This is a genomic window from Thalassovita aquimarina, assembly GCF_018219815.1.
GTDB classification, from domain to species: domain Bacteria; phylum Pseudomonadota; class Alphaproteobacteria; order Rhodobacterales; family Rhodobacteraceae; genus Thalassobius; species Thalassobius aquimarinus.
The window spans coordinates 42,229-64,514 of sequence record NZ_JADMKU010000001.1; the positions used below are offsets into that span (position 1 = coordinate 42,229).

Annotated in this window: 21 protein-coding genes and 1 pseudogene; 9 read left to right on the plus strand and 13 right to left on the minus strand. The window is 63.0% G+C overall.

What is annotated here, in order from left to right; genetic code table 11:
* Nucleotides 1-2: 2 nt before the first annotated feature.
* From IT775_RS00200 to IT775_RS00215, 4 genes are all read right to left on the minus strand, one after another.
* Complete coding sequence (locus tag IT775_RS00200) at nucleotides 3-218, minus strand: twin-arginine translocase TatA/TatE family subunit (RefSeq protein WP_212699055.1); 216 nt, start codon at nucleotides 216-218, stop codon at nucleotides 3-5.
* Between the two features lie 193 nt (nucleotides 219-411).
* Nucleotides 412-1,494 carry an ABC transporter ATP-binding protein gene (locus IT775_RS00205; protein ID WP_212699056.1) on the minus strand — a complete coding sequence of 361 codons (1,083 nt, stop codon included), beginning with the start codon at nucleotides 1,492-1,494 and terminating at the stop codon, nucleotides 412-414.
* A gap of 244 nt (nucleotides 1,495-1,738) precedes the next feature.
* Entirely contained in the window at nucleotides 1,739-2,779 is a 1,041-nt protein-coding gene (locus tag IT775_RS00210) for a methyltransferase domain-containing protein (protein ID WP_212699057.1), read from the minus strand.
* Between the two features lie 163 nt (nucleotides 2,780-2,942).
* The gene (locus IT775_RS00215) at nucleotides 2,943-3,722 is read right to left on the minus strand and encodes an SDR family oxidoreductase (RefSeq protein ID WP_212699058.1); all 780 of its coding nucleotides are present in this window, start codon (nucleotides 3,720-3,722) and stop codon (nucleotides 2,943-2,945) included.
* A 182-nt stretch (nucleotides 3,723-3,904) separates the two neighbouring features.
* Here IT775_RS00215 and IT775_RS00220 point away from each other — a divergent pair, with 182 nt between their 5' ends.
* The 7 genes from IT775_RS00220 to IT775_RS00250 all read left to right on the plus strand — a co-directional run bounded on the left by IT775_RS00220 (nucleotide 3,905) and on the right by IT775_RS00250 (nucleotide 12,644).
* The gene (locus IT775_RS00220) at nucleotides 3,905-4,912 is read left to right on the plus strand and encodes a Hint domain-containing protein (protein ID WP_212699059.1); all 1,008 of its coding nucleotides are present in this window, start codon (nucleotides 3,905-3,907) and stop codon (nucleotides 4,910-4,912) included.
* A 204-nt stretch (nucleotides 4,913-5,116) separates the two neighbouring features.
* On the plus strand, nucleotides 5,117-5,956 hold the full coding sequence (locus IT775_RS00225) for a universal stress protein (protein ID WP_212699060.1): 840 nt from the start codon (nucleotides 5,117-5,119) through the stop codon (nucleotides 5,954-5,956).
* 73 nt (nucleotides 5,957-6,029) lie between these two features.
* Nucleotides 6,030-7,637: a peptide chain release factor 3 gene (locus IT775_RS00230; protein ID WP_212699061.1), complete on the plus strand. Its 1,608-nt coding sequence runs from the start codon at nucleotides 6,030-6,032 to the stop codon at nucleotides 7,635-7,637.
* Nucleotides 7,634-8,239: a hypothetical protein gene (locus IT775_RS00235; protein ID WP_212699062.1), complete on the plus strand. Its 606-nt coding sequence runs from the start codon at nucleotides 7,634-7,636 to the stop codon at nucleotides 8,237-8,239. The genes IT775_RS00230 and IT775_RS00235 overlap by 4 nt, the downstream gene beginning before the upstream one ends.
* Before the next feature lie 88 nt (nucleotides 8,240-8,327).
* Entirely contained in the window at nucleotides 8,328-10,076 is a 1,749-nt protein-coding gene (locus tag IT775_RS00240) for a glycosyltransferase family 2 protein (protein ID WP_212699063.1), read from the plus strand.
* Between the two features lies 1 nt (nucleotide 10,077).
* Nucleotides 10,078-11,025, plus strand: coding sequence for a glycosyltransferase family 2 protein (locus IT775_RS00245; protein WP_212699064.1), 948 nt, complete (start codon nucleotides 10,078-10,080; stop codon nucleotides 11,023-11,025).
* A gap of 188 nt (nucleotides 11,026-11,213) precedes the next feature.
* Nucleotides 11,214-12,644, plus strand: coding sequence for a DEAD/DEAH box helicase (locus IT775_RS00250; RefSeq protein WP_212699065.1), 1,431 nt, complete (start codon nucleotides 11,214-11,216; stop codon nucleotides 12,642-12,644).
* A gap of 119 nt (nucleotides 12,645-12,763) precedes the next feature.
* Here IT775_RS00250 and IT775_RS00255 read toward each other — a convergent pair whose 3' ends face one another.
* The 9 genes and pseudogenes from IT775_RS00255 to IT775_RS21635 all read right to left on the minus strand — a co-directional run.
* Complete coding sequence (locus tag IT775_RS00255) at nucleotides 12,764-13,963, minus strand: peptidoglycan DD-metalloendopeptidase family protein (protein ID WP_212699066.1); 1,200 nt, start codon at nucleotides 13,961-13,963, stop codon at nucleotides 12,764-12,766.
* Between the two features lie 82 nt (nucleotides 13,964-14,045).
* On the minus strand, nucleotides 14,046-14,696 hold the full coding sequence (locus IT775_RS00260; protein ID WP_212699067.1) for a protein-L-isoaspartate(D-aspartate) O-methyltransferase: 651 nt from the start codon (nucleotides 14,694-14,696) through the stop codon (nucleotides 14,046-14,048).
* Entirely contained in the window at nucleotides 14,693-15,475 is a 783-nt protein-coding gene (surE, locus tag IT775_RS00265) for a 5'/3'-nucleotidase SurE (protein ID WP_212699068.1), read from the minus strand. The genes IT775_RS00260 and surE overlap by 4 nt, the downstream gene beginning before the upstream one ends.
* Nucleotides 15,476-15,569: 94 nt before the next feature.
* Complete coding sequence (locus tag IT775_RS00270) at nucleotides 15,570-16,208, minus strand: SDR family NAD(P)-dependent oxidoreductase (protein WP_212699069.1); 639 nt, start codon at nucleotides 16,206-16,208, stop codon at nucleotides 15,570-15,572.
* A gap of 67 nt (nucleotides 16,209-16,275) precedes the next feature.
* On the minus strand, nucleotides 16,276-16,848 hold the full coding sequence (locus tag IT775_RS00275) for a DUF2199 domain-containing protein (protein WP_212699070.1): 573 nt from the start codon (nucleotides 16,846-16,848) through the stop codon (nucleotides 16,276-16,278).
* A gap of 72 nt (nucleotides 16,849-16,920) precedes the next feature.
* Complete coding sequence (locus IT775_RS00280) at nucleotides 16,921-17,214, minus strand: hypothetical protein (protein WP_212699071.1); 294 nt, start codon at nucleotides 17,212-17,214, stop codon at nucleotides 16,921-16,923.
* Between the two features lie 91 nt (nucleotides 17,215-17,305).
* Nucleotides 17,306-18,760, minus strand: coding sequence for an amidophosphoribosyltransferase (gene purF / locus IT775_RS00285; RefSeq protein WP_212699484.1), 1,455 nt, complete (start codon nucleotides 18,758-18,760; stop codon nucleotides 17,306-17,308).
* Between the two features lie 142 nt (nucleotides 18,761-18,902).
* A complete protein-coding gene (locus tag IT775_RS21220) occupies nucleotides 18,903-19,865 on the minus strand; it encodes an alpha/beta fold hydrolase (RefSeq protein ID WP_343231088.1) in 963 nt (320 codons plus the stop codon).
* A 27-nt stretch (nucleotides 19,866-19,892) separates the two neighbouring features.
* Nucleotides 19,893-20,117: pseudogene (locus tag IT775_RS21635) on the minus strand (winged helix-turn-helix domain-containing protein); the annotation flags it as partial.
* A gap of 151 nt (nucleotides 20,118-20,268) precedes the next feature.
* On the opposite strand from IT775_RS21635, the gene IT775_RS00295 reads away from it, so the two are divergent.
* Both IT775_RS00295 and IT775_RS00300 read left to right on the plus strand, forming a co-directional pair.
* Nucleotides 20,269-20,454: a hypothetical protein gene (locus IT775_RS00295; protein WP_212699073.1), complete on the plus strand. Its 186-nt coding sequence runs from the start codon at nucleotides 20,269-20,271 to the stop codon at nucleotides 20,452-20,454.
* A gap of 174 nt (nucleotides 20,455-20,628) precedes the next feature.
* Complete coding sequence (locus IT775_RS00300; RefSeq protein WP_212699074.1) at nucleotides 20,629-22,242, plus strand: Na/Pi cotransporter family protein; 1,614 nt, start codon at nucleotides 20,629-20,631, stop codon at nucleotides 22,240-22,242.
* Nucleotides 22,243-22,286 lie beyond the last annotated feature (44 nt).

A 22,286-nucleotide genomic window follows, 5' to 3' on the forward strand; every position in this document is an offset into this window, starting at 1 on the left:
GCTCAGACCTTGTCTTTTTCGCTTTCCGGGGTCACGTCCTTGGCTTCTTCCGCGGTTTTGTCCTCGATTTCCTTGGAGCCGTCAGAGACGCCCTTCTTGAAGGCGGTGATGCCCTTGCCCACTTCGCCCATCAGCGAACTGATCTTGCCGCGACCGAAAAGGACCAGCACAACGACGGCGATCAGCAGAAGGCCGGGAAGGCCGATATTGTTCAGCATTTAGGTTCTCCCTTGATCGGGCCCTCATCCCCGGGCCCGGGTATAATCATCCCTGTATCTAATGACGAAAGGGGCGGGTTGGAAGAACCAAAGCGCCGCACAGGGCTGTTTTTTGCCGAACCGGGGTCGGTTCCGGCGCGCGCGATACCCACAAATACGGATCATGTCGGCGGAATCTGTTCGGTTGCGCGGATCAGGTGACCGGAAAGACGAAGCAGCGGTCGCGCCGGAACATCAGCCACAGGACCCGGCCCGGACTGGGCAGGAACACGTTCGGCACCGTCGCCTTGAGGACCGAACCGTCGTAATCCATCCGTATCTCGACCAGGCTTTCCGATCCCATGAAGCGGGCACGCACCACTTCGCCTCGCGCCGCGCTGCCGTGTTGCGGCGTCGGCAGCGGGCCCTTGCCGCCGCGGTCGAACTCGATCTTCAGGTGCTGCGGGCGGATGACGATTTCCACGTCATTGCCGTCCGGCACGCCGGGGGCGAGGAACTGACCGAAGGGCGTTTCGGTCAGCGCTCCGCGCACCGTGCCCCGGATCACGTTGGTGTCGCTGAAAAACGCCACCGCCTGCTTGTCCCGGGGCGCGTAGTAGATGTTGTAGGGCGCCCCCTGCTGCACGATCCGCCCGTCGCGCATCAGCGCGATTTCGTCGGCCATGCGCATGGCTTCCTCGGGTTCGTGGGTGACCAGAAGAACGGCGGCGTCTTCCTGTTTCAGCACTTCCAGAGTCTGGTCGCGGATGTCGTCGCGCAACCGGTTGTCGAGCCCGGAAAACGGTTCGTCCATCAGCATGATCTTCGGCCGCGGAGCAAGCGCGCGGGCTAGTGCCACGCGCTGCTGTTCGCCGCCCGACAGCAGGTAGGGATAGCTGTCGATGAACCGTTTCAGCCCGACCTTGTCGAGCAGTTCCTTGACCCGTGCGCGTTTCTGGTCCTTCGACCCGGACAGACCGAACGCCACGTTGTCGCCTACGGTCAGATGCGGAAACAGCGCGAAATCCTGGAACATCAGACCGATATGGCGACGTTCGGGCGGTACCCGGAACACCGTGTCGCAGATCAGTTTGCCGTCGACATAGATTTCGCCTTCGTCCTGCATCTCGACCCCGGCAATCATCCTGAGCGTGGTCGACTTGCCGCAGCCCGACGGACCCAGCAGGCAGGTGACTTGCCCGGGCATCACCTTCAGCGAAACGTCGTCGACCACCGGCCGGCCGTCAAAGCGGCGGACCAGGTTGCGGATCTCAAGGCGGGGGGGCGTGACGGACAAAGGCGTTTCCTGGGTTTCCGATCAAAACCATCGGGCTTTCCGGACCCTTAGCAATCCTCGGCGCGGCATACAAGGATTCTCGTGGGGCAATGGCTCTGAGGCAACGCCCAAATGTTGTATCACATGGATAAACTGCCCGGCCTGCAGCCGGGCAGGCGTTTCGATCAACTCGAAATGCGCATTCAGGAGTTTTTCAAACCTGCGACCCGGAAAATGGGCAGGGCCCTGTGGTGCGCACGCTTTCTCAGCAGCCGCAATCCTCGGCGGTACCGGCATCGTCCTTGAACGGATGATCGCCGCCGCAGCCCGCGAAGATCCCGTAGTGGGTGGAAAAATCGCCGATGAAGGTGAAGTGATCGGCAAAGCGGGTGTCGGCCAGCATCTTCCATGTATTGCCGCAGACCGGGAACACCTTGCCGGTCTCAATGTAATGATGCGCGTCGAGGTCAAAACCGTGCGGTGCATGGGGCAGGGTGCCCTTGTAGATCACCGCCTGACCGTAATCCTCGCATTCCGACTCCAGCCCGTCGAGCTTGAACAGCCGGTAGGTGGCCGAGGTGAAGGTCAGCGGTGCCACCCGCGCTTCCAGCTTCGGGTTCTCGATGGTCAGCGGGCGGTGGGTTACCAGCCGGGGATCGTCGAACCCGGCGCGTTTCGCGAAGGTCAGGAAATCGTTCCAGTACAACGCCCCGGACAGGCATTCGCCGTACAGCACCTCGTCCTCGGCCATCGCCTTGGGCACCCGGCGGTCGGCATAGACGTCGGAAAAATACATCTCGCCGCCCGGTTTCAGCAGGTCGTAGGCGCCACGTAGCACCGCCTGCTTGTCGGTCGCAAGGTTCACCACGCAATTCGACACGATCACGTCGAAGCTGCCGGGATCGAGCGGTAGGTCGGCCAGTTTTTCGATATAGCCCTGGTAAAATTCCACATTGGCGAAACCGAATTTTTCGGCGTGCCAATCCTTATGCGCTTCGGCCACGGCCAGCTGTTCGGGGGTCATGTCGACCCCGACAACCGATCCCTCGGGGCCCACAAGCTGTGCCAGCGCATAGACATCGCGCCCCGCGCCGCATCCCAGATCCAGCACGCGTGCGCCCTGCAATCCCTGAGGCATCACCAATCCGCAGCCGTAATAGCGGGTCAGGACCTCGTCATGGACATTGCGCAGCACGTCCTTGACGTAATCCGGCATGTCCGCCGGCGAACAGCAGGCATTGGTCTGCAGATCGTCGCTGCCCTGCAAGACCTTGCCGTAATAATCCTGAACCGCTTCATGCTTCATCGCCATCCCCTTTGTCGTTGGTTCAAAGCGGGATAAGGCGCAATTGCGCTTCGGGCAATGCGGTGCGGCAGTGCGTCACGCAAGCGTTACCAAGCGCGACCGGGTGTTGATTGGAACAGAAAACAGGGCGAAATCCACGTCGGATTTCGCCCCGCACAGTGGTTTACAAGGTTGAGTTCACCCCGCCACCATCCAGAAGGACGTTCTGGCCGACGATGAAACCCGCGTGCTGCGAGCACAGGAAAGCACACATCGCGCCGAATTCCTCCGGCGTGCCGTAGCGCCCGGCGGGGATCGTCTTGCAGCGGTTGGCCTTAGCCTCTTCGATGCTGATCCCCTGCTGTTGCGATACCGCCGTGTCCAGCGATATCGCCCGGTCGGTGGCGTGGATGCCGGGCAGCAGGTTGTTGATGGTCACGCCGGACCCGGCGACCTGGCGCGAGGTGCCGGCGACGTAACCGGTCAGACCGGCGCGGGCCGAGTTGGACAGGCCCAGAACCGGGATCGGCGCCTTCACCGATTGCGAGGTGATGTTGACCACGCGGCCCCAGCCGCGTTCCATCATTCCCGGCACCAGCGCCTTGATCAGCGCGATCGGCGTCAGCATGTTGGCATCGAGCGCCTTGATGAAATCCTCGCGGTCCCAGTCGGTCCACATGCCCGGGGGCGGGCCGCCGGCATTGTTGACCAGGATATCGATCTGGCCCGCCACTTCCAGCAATTGCGCGCGGCCTTCCTCGGTGGTCACGTCGGCAGCGACGGTTTCGACGGTGACACCGTATTCCTGCCTGATCTCCTCGGCTGCGGCTTCGAGCGCCTCGGCGCCGCGCGCGTTCATCACCAGATTGACACCGGCCTCGGCCAAGGCCTCGGCGCAGCCGCGGCCCAGACCCTTGCTCGAAGCACATACCAAGGCCTTTTTACCTGCGATTCCCAGATCCATTCCGATCGATTCCCCTGTATTGTTTCTAAAACGCCACTTCGGCTAACCGTTAAGTATAGTGTTCCCTCCAAAAGGGAAATGCCAGCAAAAGGCCGCTGGATTGATCGTTTTGCGACATAATCGTAAACTATCGACTGTGTTTGGAAAGTAAGCCGTTGTTACCGGCGGGAAGGTGTGTGCCGATGAATGATTTCAGCCCCAGTTCTATCTTCAGGCTACCGGTCTACCGTTGCAGCGCAATGGTGGTGTCGCATGGTGCCAACCTGGGCGATAACTTGTCATTCGCGGATGAACTGGTGCTGGACGATACCTATTTCGTACGCCCTGCGGCGCGCGCCACCCGGCTGGCGCTGGCACCGGGCGAATGCGGCGCCTTCACCATCACCGGCAATACCGAAATCGGCCAGCCCGGCGCGGTGATCCACCTCGATAGTTGCCTGACCTTCATGTCGATTCAGGGTGTCACCACCGAGGTGCTGGTGCTGGTCGAAGTGGATGAAGACGGCGACGTGGTCGAAATCTACGCGCTGCCGCTGGCGCCGCTGCAGCCCAAGCAGGAACTGGTGCTGGTCGGGGTCGATACCGAAAACGCCCGCGCCAAGCTGGGCGAATTCGCCTGTGTCAGCTTCACCCGCGGCACCCATATCACGATGGCGACCGGAGAACAGCGCCGGGTCGAAGACCTGAAGGTCGGCGACCGTGTGCTGACCCGCGACGACGGGGCGCAGGAATTGCGCTGGATCGGGCAGACCACCGCGCGCGCCATGGGCGAATTCGCCCCGGTCCACATCGCGGCAGGCGCTCTGCACAACAGCGGCGACCTCGTGGTCAGCCCGGAACACCGGTTGTTCGTCTACCAGCGGTCGGATGAACTGGGCGCAGGGCGGGCCGAATTGCTGATCAAGGCGCGCGACCTGGTCAACGGCACCACGGTGACGCGTACCGACGGCGGTTTCGTGGAATATTACCAGCTGCTGTTCGACGATCATCAGATCATCTATGCCGAAGGCATCGCCGCCGAAACCCTGCTCGCCGACCTGCGCAGTTCGGCGATCCTGCCCGAGGACGTGGTGGCGAGGATGCGGGCAGGCAGCCTGCGCCATTCCGACCGGTCCTATCTCGACTTCGACCTGCCTCAGGCGGAAGGGGCGGATGTCACCGCCACCCTGCGCCGCGCCTCGACGGGCTGAGCGCGGACGGTTCGGGCCCGCGCACGCGCGGGGCAACGGGCCATTCGGCACAGGGGCATGTCCTAAGGGCCGGTTTTTCGCCTCTTGCATTGCGATTGCCGCCTGATCGTTTCACGATTTGCGCCCTTTGCATCTTCGCGGTGCTTGAAAGACGCGTGAAAGATAACCAACTGGATTGGCATTGCGAACTCAGGGGGGACTTTCATGATCAGCACCATCATTGCGGCGACGGATCTTTCGGATCGCGGAGACCGGGCACTGCGTCGCGGCTTTGCCATCGCGCGGGCGCACAAGGCCCGTTTGATCGTCCTCAGCATCATCGACGACGCCCTGCCGGAGCAAATCGTCCAGGACATCACCGACGAAGCGCAGAAATCGCTCGGCCACTTCGTCAAGACGCTGGGCGACGACGTAAGCTGCGATGTCCGGATTCAATCCGGCGACCCGACCGGCGATATCATCGCATGTGCCGAACGGGAAAACGCCGATCTCCTGATCCTGGGAACGCATCGTGACCGGAATTTCCTCGATCTGTTGCGCGAAACCACGGCGCAGCGGATCACGCGCCTTGCCCATATGCCGGTCCTGCTGGCGGCGGACAGGGATGAACGCCCCTATGAAACCGCCGTTCTCGGTGCGGATTTCTCACCCAACGCGACCGCCGGCGCAGAATTGGTGGCGGAACTCGCGCCGGGGGCGCGCATCTTGCCGGTCCACGCTTTTCATGTTCCATATCGCGGTATGCTGGCGCAGTCCGGCGGAGCGGACGATCTGCTGGAAAGTTTCAGCCGCGAACCGATCCAGAACGATGCGCTCTGGCGCGCCAAGGCCGACCTGCCAGACAAAGTGGCCGAAACCGAAATCGTCGAAGGGTCCACCGCGACGGTTCTGCGGGATGTCGCGCGGCGTGAAGACGCGCACCTCATCGTCGTGGGGGCCCATGGCCGGATCGGGCATCACCGCGCCTTTCTGGGAAGCGTGGCCTGCGACCTGATGCGAAACCCGCCCTGCGATGTGCTTATCGTTCGTGATCGCACTGCTTAGGCGGGGTGCATAGAAAGGGCGCTTTGGCACGGGACGTATTGCACCCGTGCCCGTCGCTCTCTATATCGCGCTCATGTTAGACACCGCCTCGAACCGCCCCGCTTTGCCGCCCGAAATTGCCCGCCGTCGGACCTTCGCGATCATTTCGCACCCCGATGCCGGTAAAACCACGCTAACCGAAAAGTTCCTACTTTACGGTGGCGCCATTCAGATGGCCGGTCAGGTGCGCGCCAAGGGCGAGGCGCGGCGCACGCGGTCGGACTTCATGCAGATGGAAAAGGACCGGGGTATTTCGGTGTCCGCGTCGGCAATGTCGTTTGATTACAGCGGCTTCCGCTTCAATCTTGTCGATACGCCCGGCCACTCCGATTTCTCCGAAGACACTTATCGCACGCTGACGGCGGTGGACGCGGCGGTGATGGTGATCGACGGCGCCAAGGGGGTGGAAAGCCAGACCCAGAAACTGTTCGAAGTCTGTCGTCTGCGCGACCTGCCGATCCTGACCTTCTGTAACAAGATGGACCGCGAAAGCCGCGACACGTTCGACATCATCGACGAGATCCAGGAAAACCTGGCCATCGACGTGACCCCGGCCTCCTGGCCGATCGGGGTGGGGCGCGATTTCATCGGCTGTTACGACATGCTGAACGACCGGTTGGAACTAATGGACCGCGCCGACCGCAACAAGGTGGCGGAAAGCATCGAAATCAACGGTCTGGACGATCCGAAACTGGCCGAACACGTGCCGGCTGAACTGATCGACCAGCTGCGCGAAGAGGTCGAGATGGCGCGCGAACTGCTGCCCGCGCTCGACCCGCAGGCGGTGCTGGAAGGGCACATGACCCCGATCTGGTTCGGATCGGCGATCAATTCCTTCGGCGTCAAGGAACTGATGGACGGGATCGGTAAATACGGCCCCGAACCGCAGGTTCAGTCGGCAGAGCCGCGGCAGATTTCGCCTGATGAAACAAAGGTTTCCGGCTTCGTCTTCAAGGTTCAGGCGAACATGGATCCCAAACACCGCGACCGGGTGGCCTTCATTCGGATGGCCTCGGGTCACTTCAAGCGCGGTATGAAGCTGACCCATGTGCGGACCAAGAAACCGATGGCGGTGACCAACCCGGTGCTGTTCCTTGCCTCGGATCGCGAACTGGCCGAGGAAGCCTGGGCCGGCGACATCATCGGCATCCCCAACCACGGCCAGCTGCGCATCGGCGACACGCTGACCGAGGGTGAGGCGCTGCGCGTCACCGGCATCCCCAGCTTCGCGCCGGAACTGCTGCAGACCTGCCGCGCGGGCGATCCGATGAAGGCCAAGCATCTGGAAAAGGCGCTGATGCAGTTCGCCGAGGAAGGTGCCGCCAAGGTGTTCAAGCCGAACATGGGGTCGGGATTTATCGTCGGTGTCGTCGGCGCGCTGCAGTTCGAGGTTCTGGCGAGCCGGATCGAGATGGAATACGGCTTGCCGGTGCGCTTCGAGCAATCGCAGTTCACCTCTGCCCGCTGGGTCCATGGCGACAAGCAGGCGGTGGACAAGTTCGTCGACGCCAACAAGCAGCACATCGCCCGAGACAATGACGGTGACATCGTTTATCTGACGCGATTGCAATGGGATATCGACCGGGTCGAACGCGATTACCCGGATGTGAAACTGTCGGCGACGAAGGAAATGATGGTGTGACGCTGCAGAACCGCGTCTTGCCGACGGGGGAGATCGTCGCCGATCCGGCGCGGGGGCTCTTCACCGGCAATCGCGGTATCCTGCACCGGCCCGATGGCACGCTTGGGGTTTCGCGCTGGAAACATCCGCATTGGGTTTGTTGCAGGCTGTCGTTCAAGGATCGCTATCACGGGCCGATGCCGGACCGGGGCTGGACGGCGCTGTTTTTCCTCGATGAGGCGGTGGCACTGGCCGCCGGGCACCGGCCTTGTCACGAATGCCGCCGCGCCGATGCGCGACGTTTTCGTGCCGCCTGGGAAGACGCACACGGCCCGGTGGCGCGGATCGGCGATATCGACAAGGCGCTGCACCGGGCGCGGGTGTCGCGCAATCGGCAACAGGTCCGGCATGAGGCCCGGGCGGACTCCCTGCCGGACGGTGTCTTCATTCTCGCACCGGAACCCGCCCTGATCCTTGGAGATTCGGTTTATCTATTCAAGACAGGTGGCTATAAGGCAAAGTGCAACCGCCCCGGCGGTGTGGTGATGGTCCTGACACCGGCCCCGACGGTGCGGGCACTGGCGGCGGGCTACCAGCCGGAACTGCATCCTTCCGCGGTTTAGGAACCGCTTTCGCCAGCATCGGATCTGCGCGTTGCCAAGATCGGCCAACTGACTTGCAGTAAAGCGCGGCCCGCGTCATTCTTCACCCATGAGCGAGCAGAAAAAGACAACCTATCCCGGCGGGTTCGACGCGATCGTCGCGCAGATGGAAACCCGGATGGCGCCGTTCACCTATGGCCCCGGCGAAGAGTTGCCGCCACTCGATGTCGATTTCCAGCCATTGAAGCAAAAGCGGATGGATTCGGCGGCGCCGGAACTAGGGAAATCGTCGTCAACTTATGCCCGCAAGTATCGGGAATTGGCCGGGGAATTCGATTCCGAACCGGCGCTATTACACCTGCACGGGCTACTTGTCGCCAATCTGCGCCGGGACGACCAGCCGCCCCACACGGCGCAGCTTTTCCTCCGGCTCTGGGCCGAGGAAGCCGATTACCTGATCGCGCATCTCGACGCGCGCTGGCTGGTCTCGGCGGTCACCACCTTCGGCGATCACGGCCAGACCGAGCTGCAGCGCAGCCTCGGCCAATCGCTATCGGTGCTGTTCGGGATGATGAAGCTCTATGAGACCGAACGGTTGTTTTCCGGATCGGCGCCGGATCAGGCCTTTGCGTGGAAACGCAAATCGGCCAAGCAACTGGCGATGCAGATGGATGCCTACGCGATCACGGGCGGGGGGCTCGACATCAATATGCTGGGCCGGCTGTGGCAGGAGGCCGACAGGGACGAAGTGATCCGGCCCCTGGTGCAGCGGCTGCTGAGCCTGTTGATCGAGGACGACAAGACGGTGTTCCGCCGGTTGCGCACCATGCGGAGCCGAAAGGAAAAACAGCGCGCTGCCGGGGCAACGCCCGAGACCAAAAAGAAGCGCAACCCGGTGCCGGTGCCCGCATCGCGCCAGATCACCGATCCGGCACGCCTCAGGTGGGGCACGGTTTCACTGGTCAAGGCGCCGCTGGACGCGATCCTGCGCTTTGCCGCCCACAACCTGGATCTGGGGGCGCACCGGGTGCACATATACCTCGACGATCCCGAACCGGCCACGGTCGCCGCACTGTCGCGGCATCCGCGGATCGAAGTCACCGCCTGCGACGTTGCCTATTGGGCGGCGCAGAAAAAGGACCGGATGGACAGCCACCGGATGCGGCAGGTCTGGGTGGCGACACAGGCTTATTACGACACCGATTGCCATTGGCTGGCCCATATTGATGTCGATGAATTCCTGCTGCCGCAGCGGTCGATGGCCGAACACCTGGCCCGGGCAGAGCCCGACAAGATCGCAATACGCCTGACATCCGCGGAGCAAATGGCCGGGCAGGCGGAAGAGGTCTTCAAGCTGACCCCGCGCGCGGTGGGGCGGCCCGCGTCGGTGCTGGAGGACATCTATCCCACCTTCGGCCTGCATCTGCGCGGCGGCTTTATCAGCCATATCGAGGGAAAGCTTTTCGTGCGTACCGGCGTCGAGGGGATGCGTTTCGGTATTCATGCGATCCACTGGCAGGGCGAGCCAGCCACCAATATCGAAGAGATGCCGGGGATTTATGTCGGCCATGCCCATGCGCCGACATGGCAGCAATTCATCGCCGATCTGGCATTCCGCATGACCGATGGATCCTATCGCAAGGTCGCGGGAAAGGACCGGTTCCGCTTTGGGGACGTGGTGGATTTCCTGATCGAAAACGAGGGCGAGGAGGGGCTACGGACCCTGTACCAGGAGGTGTGTACCCTGACACCGAATTTGGCACAGAAGCTCGGCGAAAACGGCATGCTGTTGGACTATCCGCTGCGATTGGAAGAAAAAATTTCCCGGGTTTTCGGCCCGTATCTGGAAGGGCGCTGAGATGAGCGCGCCGAAATGGGGAGTGGTGGCCACGATCAAGGCGCCGGTGGAGGATATTCTCGAATTCTGCGCCCATCATCTGGAAATCGGGGCGCATCGGCTATTCATCTATCTCGACGACGACAACCGCGACGCTTTCCGCATCCTGTCCGCGCATCCCAAAATCCGGCCCGTCCTGACCGACGATCCCTATTGGAAGCGCCTGGGGATGAAACGGAGGGTCAAGCACCAGTCGCGGCAGTTCGAAAACGCCCGTCACGCCTATGGCCGGGCAGGGGACGTGCAGTGGCTCACCCATATCGATGTCGATGAATTCCTCTGGTCGCTGGACCGGCCGTTGGCCGATCAGCTGGCCGACCTGCCGCCCGAATGCCTCTGCGCCCGTATCAGGCCGGTGGAGGCGCTGGCGGGCGGGGGCGATACGACCCACTTCAAGGGCTACAGCATCCGGCAGCCGAAACGCCGCAAGGAAACCGCCCGCATTTACCCCACCTTCGGGGAGCATCTGAACGGCGGCTTTCTCAGCCACGTGGCGGGCAAGATGATCTATCGCACCGGGGTCGGGGGGCTGAAGGTGCAGATTCACAACGTCTTCGTCGGCGACGAAATGAACCCCGGCCAGCGGGAACTGGACGGCACCCAGCTTCTGCACATGCATGCGAAAAGCTGGGAGGATTTCATCGCCGCCTTCCATTACCGGCTGCAGAAGGGATCCTATCGAAGCGAGCTGAAGCCAAACATGCCGCGCGAGGAAGGCGGGTTGTCCCTGCACGAGCTGTTTTCGATGATCCACGAGGAAGACGGCGAAGAGGGGCTGCGCGCCTTCTACGATGAAGTCTGCACGGCGAATCCCGATTTGCTCGACCGGTTGCGCGCGCATGGGCACCTTCACAGCCATGCGTTGTTCTTGCGGGATCGGCGTTCGCGTCACTTCCCCGCTTCGCTGTGATAAAATCGTATCGGGGCAGGCATAAACCTTCCTATCCCTTTGTAAAATCGGCCCTGCATTGACCCGAAGCCGGGTTTCGGGTAAACCCCGCGCTCATAGGGATTGCGCCATTGAGCGCCATATGGGCCGACCGGGCCGGTCCCAACTAGACGGTACGGGCCAGAAGTGTCCGTAAAGCACGGATACACATGACAAAATTCTCCGATCTGAAACTTGCTCCCAAGGTCCTCAAGGCGATTGAAGAGGCTGGGTACGAAACGCCAACTCCCATTCAGGCGGGGGCCATTCCACCTGCGCTTGAAGGCCGCGACGTGTTGGGAATCGCCCAGACCGGCACCGGCAAGACCGCCAGCTTCGTGCTGCCGATGATCACGCTGCTGTCTAAGGGCCGCGCCCGGGCGCGGATGCCGCGATCTCTGGTGCTGTGCCCGACCCGTGAACTGGCGGCGCAGGTGGCGGAAAACTTCGACACCTATACCAAGCATCTAAAACTGACCAAGGCGCTGCTGATCGGCGGCGTGTCGTTCAAGGAACAAGATGCGTTGATCGACCGCGGCGTCGACGTTCTGATCGCCACGCCCGGTCGCCTGCTGGACCACTTTGAGCGCGGCAAGCTGCTCTTGACCGGCGTGCAGATCATGGTGGTGGACGAAGCCGACCGGATGCTCGACATGGGGTTCATCCCCGATATCGAACGCATCTTCAGCCTGACGCCGTTCACCCGCCAGACGCTGTTCTTCTCGGCCACCATGGCGCCGGAAATCGAACGGATCACCAACACCTTCCTGTCGAATCCCGAACGGATCGAGGTTGCCCGCCAGGCGACCACCTCGGAAACCATCACCCAGGGCGTGGTGAAATTCAAAGCCTCGCGCAAGGATCGCGAAGCCAGCGAGAAGCGCAAGCTGCTGCGGCTCTTGATCGACGGCGAAGGCGACAAGCTGAAAAACGCGATCATCTTCTGCAACCGCAAGTCGGATGTGGATATCGTCGCAAAATCGCTGAAGAAATACGGCTATGACGCATCGCCGATCCATGGCGACCTGGATCAGAGCCAGCGGATGAAGACGCTGGATCAGTTCCGCGATGGAACGCTGCGGTTCCTGATCGCTTCGGACGTTGCCGCGCGCGGTCTGGATATTCCGGCCGTCAGCCACGTGTTCAATTTCGACGTTCCCGGCCATGCCGAGGATTACGTGCACCGGATCGGCCGTACCGGCCGTGCCGGGCGTGAAGGCACCGCGATTACACTCTGTTCGCCGCGCGACGAGAAAAACTTCGCTTCGGTCGAGGCACTGGTGCAGAAGGAAATCCCGCAGCTGGACAACCCGTTGAACGATTTGAAACCGGCCCCCCGCAAGGCGAAGAAAGACGTCGAGCAGGAAGAAACCGGCAAGGCAGAGACCGGCAAGGCAGCGCCCCGCAAGTCGGAGCTGGCTGGCAAGGATGAGGCCGCCCCGGCACGGGAACCGCGTCAGGACAGCCGGAAGGAACCGCGCCGGGATCAGGACAACAACCGGGGTCGCCGGTCGCGCAAGCGTGATGACAACGTGGTGGGCATGGGCGATCACATGCCGTCCTTCATCGCGCTCAGTTTCGACGAACGCCGCGCCGGCTGATCCGTCGGTAGATCCTATCGTCAGAAAATGCAAAAGGCCGCCCGGGGGCGGCCTTTTACATTGCGGGAAACAATGCACGATCCGTGGGCCGTGCAGCGCGGCGGGTCCCTTATGTCCTATCAGTTCAGATAGGGCATCGGGTCGACGCTATCGAAGCCCTTGCGGACCTCGAAATGCACGTAATTCGACTTGTCCTGTCGGATCTTCGCGATGGTCTGGCCCCGTTTTACGCTGTCGCCCTTGGCGACGCTGATCCCGTCGACATTGGCATAGACCGTCAGCAATCCGTCGGCGTGCTTTAACACCACGATCGGCACCTTGTCGGCGTCCGATGTAATCGCTGCGACGCTGCCGGCCGTTGCCGCCTTTACCGGCGTGCCCGGGGCGGCCGAAATGTCGATGCCGTCGGTCTTGCCCTTCTTGTATTCGCGGATGATGCTGCCATTGACCGGCATGTCCATGCGCGACGACGTGGTCTTCTTGGTCTGGGTCTTGCCAAGGTCCGGCGTGTCGGGCTTTACCGCCGGCTGCGCAGCCGGGGTGGTTTTTTCCGCCGGTAACGGCTTGGAGGCGCTTGGCGGAATGGGGGTGGGGCTGCCCTGACCCGGATTGGTGGTGGTCTTGGGCGTTACCGCCGCTTTCTGCGCGGTTTTGGCATCGGGCACCGGGATCAGCAGGTATTGGCCTTCGCGGATGGTAAATTGCGGGTCCAGCCCGTTCCATTCCGCCAGCGACCGGACGCTGACATCGTAGAGCCGCGAAATCGTGTAGGCGGTTTCACCGCGCACCACCTTGTGACGGATCGGTTCAATCCCGACCTGCGGTTTTGCCGTGCCGCTGGCAGCGGGCTTGTCCGCGGCGGACTCCAGCGTCGTGGTTTCCACGCGCGCCGGTTCCGCCTTGTCGATGGCACCGCCGGCAAGGGCGGCGATATCGACGTTGCTCGGTGGCTGGATCGGGCCGCTGCCGGGTTCCGGCACCCGCCCGGGCAGGGCGAGGATTTCATCCTTGTGCAGCGGATCGCTGGGAGACAGGCCGTTGTAGCGTGCCAGTTCCGCTGCGTTCATCCCGATGCGGTCGGCGACGTTGGCCACGGTGTCGCCGCGCCGCGCCACCGCGACCTGGTAACTGGGATAGGACAGCACGCCGCGTTCATCCGGCTCGGGCCGGTGTCCGCTGGCCTGCCGGGCCGCATCGGCGGTGTTCAGGCTGTCGCCGAAATGGCCACGCAAGTCAAAATCGAACGGCTGGCCACAGCCGGCCAGCATCGCCAAGGCCGGGACCGCCCAAACCAGGCGCGATTTGCGGGAATAAGACATCTCGATTTCCTCAACTTTCTGCCCGCCCCTGTTTGCCGGGGCTTGAGCGCAGCACTCTAGTAACTAGTGTAGCATAACATGTCTAACCGTCGCGTCCCAAGCCCTCGATCAGGGGGACGAAACGCACGGGGCGCAATTCGTCATATTCGAAACCGTCTTCGGTCCGGGTGACGCGGATCAGGCTTTGCACATGGTCCGACTGACCCACCGGCAACACCATGATGCCGCCGACCTTCAGTTGCGCCAGCAGCGGCGGCGGCGGGTCCTCGGCGGCGGCGGTCACGATGATGCGGTCGAAGGGCGCCTGATCGGGCAGGCCGAAACTGCCGTCCGAAGAAATCGCGGTGATATTGCTGAGATCCATCGCGGCGAAGATGTCGCGCGCTTCCATCACCAGCCGCTTGTGCCGGTCGACGGTGTAGACCCGGCGCGCCAGCAGGCTGAGGATCGCGGCCTGGTAACCGGACCCGGTGCCGACTTCCAGAACCTTGTCGCGCGGCCGCACGTTCAGCGCCTGGGTCATCAGCCCCACCACCGAAGGCTGGCTGATGGTCTGACCGCAGGCGATCGGCAAAGGCATGTCCTCGTAAGCGCGTTCGGCGAACAGCCCCTTGATGAAGGCACCGCGATCGATCTTTTCCATCGCCTCCAGCACGCGCTGATCGGTCACGCCCTTGGAGCGGAGGGCGAACAGGAATTGCATCTTGCGTGTGGCGACGTCGTCTTCGCTCATTCTATGACCTTCAGCTGCTCCAGCATGTCGTGATCGGTCAGGTCGGCGCGCATCGGCGTGACCGAGATATAGCCGTCCAGGTTGACCGCCGCGTCGGTGCCGGGCGCGGTCGGGATATGCTGGTCACCGCCCTTGATCCAAAGGAATTGCCGCCCCGAGGGCGACCGGTGCGGTTCGACCCCGAAATGGGTGTGGCGGCGGAACCCCTGCGGCGCGATGCGTGCGCCCTTGACGTCCTTCGCCGCCAGGGGCGGGAAGTTGACGTTGAAGAACAGCCGGTAATCTTTCTCCGCGTCGGGTAGCGCGGCGAGCAATTTGCGGATCAAAGCGGCGCCGTGTACCTCGGCGGCCTCGAACGGGTTGTCGGCCTGGAAATTGTAGGGGCCGAGATATTGCGACAGCGCGATCGAGCGGATGCCCTGCAACGCGCCCTCCATCGCGCCGCCCAGCGTGCCGGAATACAGCGCGTTCTCGGCCGAATTGTTGCCGCGGTTGACACCCGACAGGATCAGGTCGGGGCGCACGTCGCCCATCACGTGATGCAGGCCGGCAAGAACGCAATCGGCCGGGCTGCCCTCGGCGGCATAGCGGCGTTCGCCCATCTTGGCGACCATCATCGGGTGGGTGTAGCTGATGCAATGGGCAACGCCCGATTGTTCGAAGGCGGGCGCGACGACCCAGACCTCGCCTTCGGGGCCGGCCAGGTCCCGCGAGATCTTTTCCAGCACTTTCAGCCCCGGTGCGTTGATGCCGTCGTCATTGGTGATCAGAATACGCAACTGCCTGCCCCTCGTCTGCTTGCGAACTTAGTAGAGAAAGGGCGCGGTCGGGGCAAGCGCTGCGGAGCTTTGCCGCCTGCGCGGCGCGGCGCTCTCAGAGCGCCGCCAAGAGCCGCTGTGCCTCGTCCTTGGGATGGATCAGCGCGCTGCGGTCTTCGCCGGGGAAAAACCGGGCACGGTTGGCCGTCGCCAACGGGCGCGGTTCCAGAATCCGCACTTTCGGGCCGGTCTTTGCGGTTTCCGCCGCCCAGCTGCGCGCCAGCGCGATCTGCGCCGCCTTGGTCGCGCCGTAAGCGCCGAAAAATTTCTGCCCCGCACGCGGATCGTCGAAGAACAGCGCCGTGCCTTCTTCGCCCAGAAGCGGCGCGACATAGGTGATCAGCCGACCCGTCGCGGTCACGTTGCAATCGACCGATTTTTCCCAGTCCTTGGCGTCGATGAACTGCGCCGGCGACAACGGCGCCGCGTGGATCGCCGTATGGGCCCACAGATCAACCGATCCCCAGCGGTCGTAGACCGAGCGGCAAAGCTGCGCCATCGCGTCCGGGTTGGTGATGTCCATCGGCGCCAAGGTCGCCTGACCGCCCGCCGCCTGGATCCGGTCGTCGAGTTCTTCCAGGGCGCCGGTGGTGCGGGCCACGGCGACGATATGGTGGGTCTGGCAGAGCATTTCGGCCAGCCCCGCGCCCAGGCCGCGCGAGGCGCCGGTGATGAGTGCGATTTTCTGTGTCATGCCGGGGATGTGCGACCAATCCGGGGCTGCGTCAAGGGGAAAGCTCCCGAAAGGCCGGTAAGCCGTCTCAGTCCTGCAGCAGATGCGGCCGGATATCCTGCCCGAAGGCGGCGTAGATATCGAGAAGCTGGTCGAAGCTGATCCCGTCCCGCTGCGCCTTGGCCAGCGCACCTGAGGACGCCACCGCCACCGGCCGCGCCTCGGCGCCAAGGAACTGCAGCATCACCGGCAGCGGCGTTCCGGTTTCCGCCTCGAAGCCGGGCAGGCTGTTGGCCAGTTCCGCCGGGCATTCGTCGATCGCCGGCGCGTCGCGCCCGTCGAACGTGTCGAGATAGGCATAGAAGGCGGCCGGTTCCAGCCGCGCCCAGGGGGTCATGTGGAACAGTTCCTCGCTGCCCTGGATCGGGAAGGACAGCACCACGCGGATGAACCGGTCTTCGCCCTGGCGGCACAGGTCCGGCGAAAGCTGATCCTCGCCCACCTTGACGAAGGGCTGGTCTTCGCGCGCCTCATGCGGCCAGGTCGAGGGGTGGTCGAAGCCGAGGTCGAAGACGCCGGAAAAGCTTTGCCCGCAGCAGGGGCATTTGCGGTCCGGGTTGTTGAAACGCCGCCAGCGCGCATCGAGATCAAGCAGGGACATGAATGGTTTCCTTAACGCGGTTGCGGCGCAGACTAGGCCGGGCCGGGCAGGGCGGCAAGGGTTGGAAGTGACCTAGTGGCCGGCCATGTGCATGGCCCGGGATTCGGTCCCGCGCGTCAGTGTCAGCCGACCGTCCCCGATCGCCGTGATCCGCGCGCCGTCGACCATGTCGCCGGTCCGGACCCGGCGCAGTTCGCCGCGCGGCAGTTTCAGGTAGGCGGAGGATCCGCTTGGCGTCAGAAACGTGCCGATCAGGCTGGTCTGGGCCAGCGGCAACTGACGGGTCTGGGTCGCGGCCCGGCGGGTTTTGGCGTTGGACTGCGCCGCCCTTGGGGCGGTCGCATCGGTAATACGGGTGACAGGCATGCAATCGTTACTCCGGTCAGGATACGGTGCAGACCGGCAATTTCCGTGCCGATCCCGCCGCGGCGGGACCGGGGTGGCTGTTTGACGCGGCTTATTCGGCCGCCTTCAGCTGGAAACCCTTTGCGATCATGTCGCGCGGAGTGACGGGGTATTCGCCGCTGAAGCAGGCGTCGCAATATTGCGGGCAGGATTTTTCCCGGCCCGCGGCTTCGCCCACCGCGCGGTACAGACCGTCCAGCGAGATGAATTTCAGGCTGTCCACCGACAGGTGTTCGCACATCTCTTCCTCGGTCATCGTCGCCGCCAGCAGCTTTTCGCGCTGCGGCGTGTCGACGCCGTAGAAACATGGCCAGGCGGTCGGCGGCGATGCGATGCGGAAATGCACCTCGGCCGCGCCGGCATCGAGGATCATCTCCTTGATCTTGCGCGAGGTGGTGCCGCGTACCACCGAGTCGTCGACCAGAATCACCCGCTTGCCGCGGATCAGTGCGCGATTGACGTTCAGCTTCAGCCGCACGCCCATGTTGCGGATCTGTTCGGTCGGCTCAATAAAGGTCCGGCCCATGTACTGGTTGCGGATGATGCCCATGCCGAAGGGGATGCCGCTTTCATGCGCGAACCCGATCGCCGCCGGGGTGCCTGAATCGGGCACCGGGCAGACCAGGTCGGCCTCGACCGGCGTTTCGCGGGCCAGTTCGACGCCGATCTGGCGGCGGGTTTCATAGACCGACCGGCCGCCGATGATCGAATCGGGACGCGAGAAATAGACATGTTCGAAGATGCAGAATTTCGACGGCTGCTTGCGGAATGGGAAATGGCTTTGCACCCCGTCGTCATCGGTGATCACCACCATTTCGCCCGGTTCGATTTCGCGCACCAGTTCGGCGCCGATGATGTCGAGGGCGCAGGTTTCCGAACTCAGGCACCAACCGTCGCCGATTTTTCCCAGCACCAGCGGCCGCACGCCCATCGGGTCGCGCACGCCGATCAGCTTGGTGCGGGTCATCGCGACCACCGAAAAGGCGCCCTCGACCCGGCGCAGGGCGTCTTCCATACGCTCGGGGATGTTGCGTTGCAGCGAGCGGGCCATCAGGTGAATGATGCATTCGCTGTCGCTCGAGCTTTGGAAGATCGATCCGCGCTCGATCAGTTCGCGGCGCAGAGCGTCGGCATTGGTGATGTTGCCGTTATGGGCAATCGCCGCGCCGCCCATGGCGAATTCGCCGAAGAACGGTTGCACGTCGCGGATCGCGGCGCCTTTCGACCCGGCGGTGGAATAGCGCACATGGCCGATGGCAAGCGGCCCCGGCAGGGTCTGCATCAGCGATTGAGAGGTGAAATTGTCGCGCACGTAGCCGAACCGGCGGGCGCTGTTGAAACCATCTACGGGGTGATGGCTGACGATGCCGCCGGCTTCCTGACCGCGGTGTTGCAGCGCGTGCAGGCCTAGGGCAACGAAATTGGCGGCATCGGCGACACCGATGACACCGAATACACCGCACTCCTCCTTCAGCTTGTCATCGTCGAAGGGGTGGGCGGGGGGCATATGTTTGGACAAGGGTGAGCTCCGAATCCTCGTGGCAGCTTGAAGCCCCTCATAAGGGGTCGCGCCCAGTATGTCACGAAAGGATCATAATTCGAAGTGTCGCAGGGGGCGAAGCTTCACGCCTGCAAGATTTTATGCGTCCCTAGGCAGACAGGAACGCATCGACGGCATCCATCATGCGGGCAAAGGCCGGTTCCCCGGGCAACAGAATGTGGTTTGGCGAGTCGAGTGGCAACATCTCGCTGTCGGGCAGGTGGCGGGCCAGCAGGCGCGCCTGTGAAAACGGGTGCAGAGAATCGCGCAGCGAATGGACGATCAGCACCGGGCAGGGCACCCGTTCCAGCAGGTCCGTCACGTCGTACTTCGCAATTACCTCGCGGATGTGAACGGCACGTTCGGCGTCAGTCGAGTTCTGCTGCATCTGTATCAATTCGTGCAATTCGACGTCACTGGCGCCGGGGGCGAACATCGATGTGAGGGCATGCATGAAGCCGCTGTCAGCCTGACCCCAACCGTTGCGGATCATCTGTTCCATGGCTTCGGCCATGGCAGCATCCTTGCCACCGTCGCGCACCGATGCGCCTTGGGCGTAGCCGCCACAGCTGACGATGCGCGTTACCCTATCGGGGTGGCGAACAGCTACCGCAAGGGACACGGCGACGCTATTCGATGCCGCGAAGATCGAAAAAGTTTCAAGCCCGGCTGCATCGGCCACCGCAAGCATGTCCTCTGCGAATGCATCAAGGTTGAACGGTCCGCAATCCGGGTCTGACATGCCGGTGCCGCGCAGGTCGTAGCGAACCAGCCGCCGCCGCGCTCCAAGGCGGTGCAGCCAGGGGCCCCAGATCTGGCTCGACCGGTCGAGATCGAGATGTGTCAGCCAATGGCCCGCCCGAATTAGCGGCGGCCCGTCGCCCTCCGAGGCCCAGGCAAGCGTCGAGCCGTCCCGCGATGTCGCGTAGCGGACTTTGAACGACGGCTGCTGCACAGGGGAGGACACCGATCTGTCGCCCCCGGCGCGCAGGGCCGTCGCGCCTTGATTGTTGTCCTCTGTATGAACGGAGGACGCCATCTGAAAGCCGACGCGAGGCACGGTGCGGATCACGGATTGCGCCTTGCCGGTATCGCCCACGGCGGCGCGCGCTGCACTGATCCGGGCACTGATCGTGGCTTCGGATACGATACGGCCGCGCCACACTGCGTCGATCAGATTTTCCCGCGTAACGACCTCTCCGGACGCGCGCAACAGGCACAGAAGCAGGTCGAATACTTGTGGCTCGACGTGAATATTCTGCCCGTTCCGGGTCAATCTGTGCCTATCAGCGTCGAGGCAGCAGTCCTGAAAATGATAGCGCATGGGACAATACTACTTAAAAATTCGTTAACCCTTCTAGATTTCTTCGCGACCGGTAAAAAATCAAGAAAAAGACAGCGGTTTCTCAAGGCGGTCTTCAAGCGCTTTCACGCAAAGCGTGGTGTCCTGCTGGAAGACAATAGGGAGACCTCTCATGACCCGCCTTGACGAAGATATCCGCCTGCACCGCGATGGTTCGATCGACTATGCTTATTACCTTCAGCGTGGTCGCGTCATGCGCAGTGAACAAGCGCATCGCTTATTCAGGAAGGCAACCGTACCGGCGCCGCGCTGGTCCCTCCGGGACTTGTGGGCCGTTTTTCCACGTTTCGCGTCCTGACCCTTTGTGGCCGGGCGTGTTCTGACCGGGTGCCGAAACATCCACGGCCGGGGGTGTCTGCGGTGCCCGGTCTCTTGGTGCGGGGCTGAACCCGGTCCTTTGCCAAGGTGGGATATTAACACCGTCACCGTCAATCGCTAAGCTGCGCGGGGATAGGCGATTGGAAGACGGTGCATGCAAGCTGAATCGGTACAGGCGCTTGGCGGGCTCGGATTGTTCCTGGTGGGTATGCACATGCTGACCGAGGGGCTGCGCGGGCTGGCGGGCGAAAGGCTGCGCAGCATCCTGCAAAAATCGACCGACACGCCGCTCAAGGGGGCGACCGCCGGTGCGCTGACTACGGCGATGGTGCAGTCGTCCAGCGCCACCACGGTGGCGACAGTCGGTTTCGTGGCGGCCGGGCTGATGACGTTTCAGCAGGCTCTGGGGGTCGTTTTCGGGGCCAATATCGGCACCACCATCACCGGCTGGCTGGTCGCCATCGTCGGGTTCAAGCTCGATCTCGGGCTGGTCCTGATGCCGGTCGTCCTGGGCGGGGCGCTGCTGCAGCTGTTTGCGCCCAACCCGTGGAAACAGGCCGGATGGGCGTTGGCGGGATTCGGGGTTCTTTTCATCGGCATCGATGCGCTGAAAGACGGCATGGTCGCCTTCCGCGGCATCGTCACCCCCGACAGTTTCCCGGCCGACACGCTGGCCGGCCGGTTGAAACTGGTGGTTCTGGGCGCAGTGCTGACCGTCATCACCCAATCGTCGAGCGCCGGTGTCGCCAGTGCGCTGGCGGCGCTGGCGGTGGGCGCGATCACCTTTCCGCAGGCGGCCGCGCTGGTCATCGGGATGAATGTCGGCACCACCTTCACCGCCATGATCGCCACGCTGGGCGGCGGGACGGCGAGCCGCCGTACCGGGGTCAGCCACCTGATCTTCAACCTGCTGACCGGCTGCATGGCCTTTGCTCTGCTCTGGCCGATCGGCTGGGCCATGCAGCGCCCTTGGGGCGTCGCGATGGCCGCCGATCCGCAGATGGCGCTGGTGGCGTTCCACACGTTTTTCAACTTCCTCGGCGTGGCGGCGGTGCTGGGTGTCACGTCGCAATTTTCCCGGCTGATCATCTGGATCGTGCCGGATCGCGGTACGCCGATGACGCGCAATCTGGGCCGGCAACTGCTGACCGATCCGGCCGCCGCACTGGATGCGGCCAATGCCGCGACGCACCGGATCACGGCCGAGCTTATGACCCATCTTGGTCGCAATCTGAAACAGCCGGGCGTCGAAATCAGATCAGATGTTCTGACAGAAATCAGCGCGGCGACTCGCGAGGCACAAAGTTTCGTCCAGGCGATTTCGACCGAAAACGGAACGGCGGAGCAGGACAATCAGCAGGCGCTGATACATATTTTCGACCACCTGGACCGGTTGCGCCACCGGGCGATGCAGCGCGAAAGGATCGCGACGGCGGTGCAGGAGGCATCGCTGCAGGATCGTGGCCTCAAGCTCGGCGCGCTGATGCGCAGCTTCGCACAGGAAGAGGATATCAGCCGCTTCGCGTCGGAGGCCAATGCGCTGCGCCGCGATTTCCGTGACTTCCGCGAACGCTACAGGGCCGAACAGATCCGGTTGGTCGCCAGCCACAGCCGGGAACCGCAGAACCTAACGCTGCTGCTGGATTCAGCGCGCTGGCTGCAACGGTCGGCCTATCATGTCTGGCGCATCGCCGACCTGTTGCGCGCGATAGAAACGGAGCAGCAGCCGCGCTCGGTGGATGACCTGCTGGCGGAAGAAAATGACTGACCGTTTCTCCGTCCGGCCAAGAAAAAGCGCCAAAGGGTGCTGAA

Excerpts from the sequence above, each read along its gene's own strand:
- IT775_RS00200 (WP_212699055.1), bottom strand. The coding sequence starts at position 218 with ATGCTGAACAATATCGGCCTTCCCGGCCTTCTGCTGATCGCCGTCGTT.
- IT775_RS00210 (WP_212699057.1), bottom strand. The coding sequence starts at position 2,779 with ATGAAGCATGAAGCGGTTCAGGATTATTACGGCAAGGTCTTGCAGGGC.
- IT775_RS00215 (WP_212699058.1), bottom strand. The coding sequence starts at position 3,722 with ATGGATCTGGGAATCGCAGGTAAAAAGGCCTTGGTATGTGCTTCGAGC.
- IT775_RS00220 (WP_212699059.1), top strand. The coding sequence starts at position 3,905 with ATGAATGATTTCAGCCCCAGTTCTATCTTCAGGCTACCGGTCTACCGT.
- IT775_RS00225 (WP_212699060.1), top strand. The coding sequence starts at position 5,117 with ATGATCAGCACCATCATTGCGGCGACGGATCTTTCGGATCGCGGAGAC.
- IT775_RS00230 (WP_212699061.1), top strand. The coding sequence starts at position 6,030 with ATGTTAGACACCGCCTCGAACCGCCCCGCTTTGCCGCCCGAAATTGCC.
- IT775_RS00240 (WP_212699063.1), top strand. The coding sequence starts at position 8,328 with ATGAGCGAGCAGAAAAAGACAACCTATCCCGGCGGGTTCGACGCGATC.
- IT775_RS00245 (WP_212699064.1), top strand. The coding sequence starts at position 10,078 with ATGAGCGCGCCGAAATGGGGAGTGGTGGCCACGATCAAGGCGCCGGTG.
- IT775_RS00250 (WP_212699065.1), top strand. The coding sequence starts at position 11,214 with ATGACAAAATTCTCCGATCTGAAACTTGCTCCCAAGGTCCTCAAGGCG.
- IT775_RS00255 (WP_212699066.1), bottom strand. The coding sequence starts at position 13,963 with ATGTCTTATTCCCGCAAATCGCGCCTGGTTTGGGCGGTCCCGGCCTTG.
- IT775_RS00260 (WP_212699067.1), bottom strand. The coding sequence starts at position 14,696 with ATGAGCGAAGACGACGTCGCCACACGCAAGATGCAATTCCTGTTCGCC.
- IT775_RS00270 (WP_212699069.1), bottom strand. The coding sequence starts at position 16,208 with ATGACACAGAAAATCGCACTCATCACCGGCGCCTCGCGCGGCCTGGGC.
- IT775_RS00275 (WP_212699070.1), bottom strand. The coding sequence starts at position 16,848 with ATGTCCCTGCTTGATCTCGATGCGCGCTGGCGGCGTTTCAACAACCCG.
- IT775_RS00280 (WP_212699071.1), bottom strand. The coding sequence starts at position 17,214 with ATGCCTGTCACCCGTATTACCGATGCGACCGCCCCAAGGGCGGCGCAG.
- purF (WP_212699484.1), bottom strand. The coding sequence starts at position 18,760 with ATGCCCCCCGCCCACCCCTTCGACGATGACAAGCTGAAGGAGGAGTGC.
- IT775_RS00295 (WP_212699073.1), top strand. The coding sequence starts at position 20,269 with ATGACCCGCCTTGACGAAGATATCCGCCTGCACCGCGATGGTTCGATC.
- IT775_RS00300 (WP_212699074.1), top strand. The coding sequence starts at position 20,629 with ATGCAAGCTGAATCGGTACAGGCGCTTGGCGGGCTCGGATTGTTCCTG.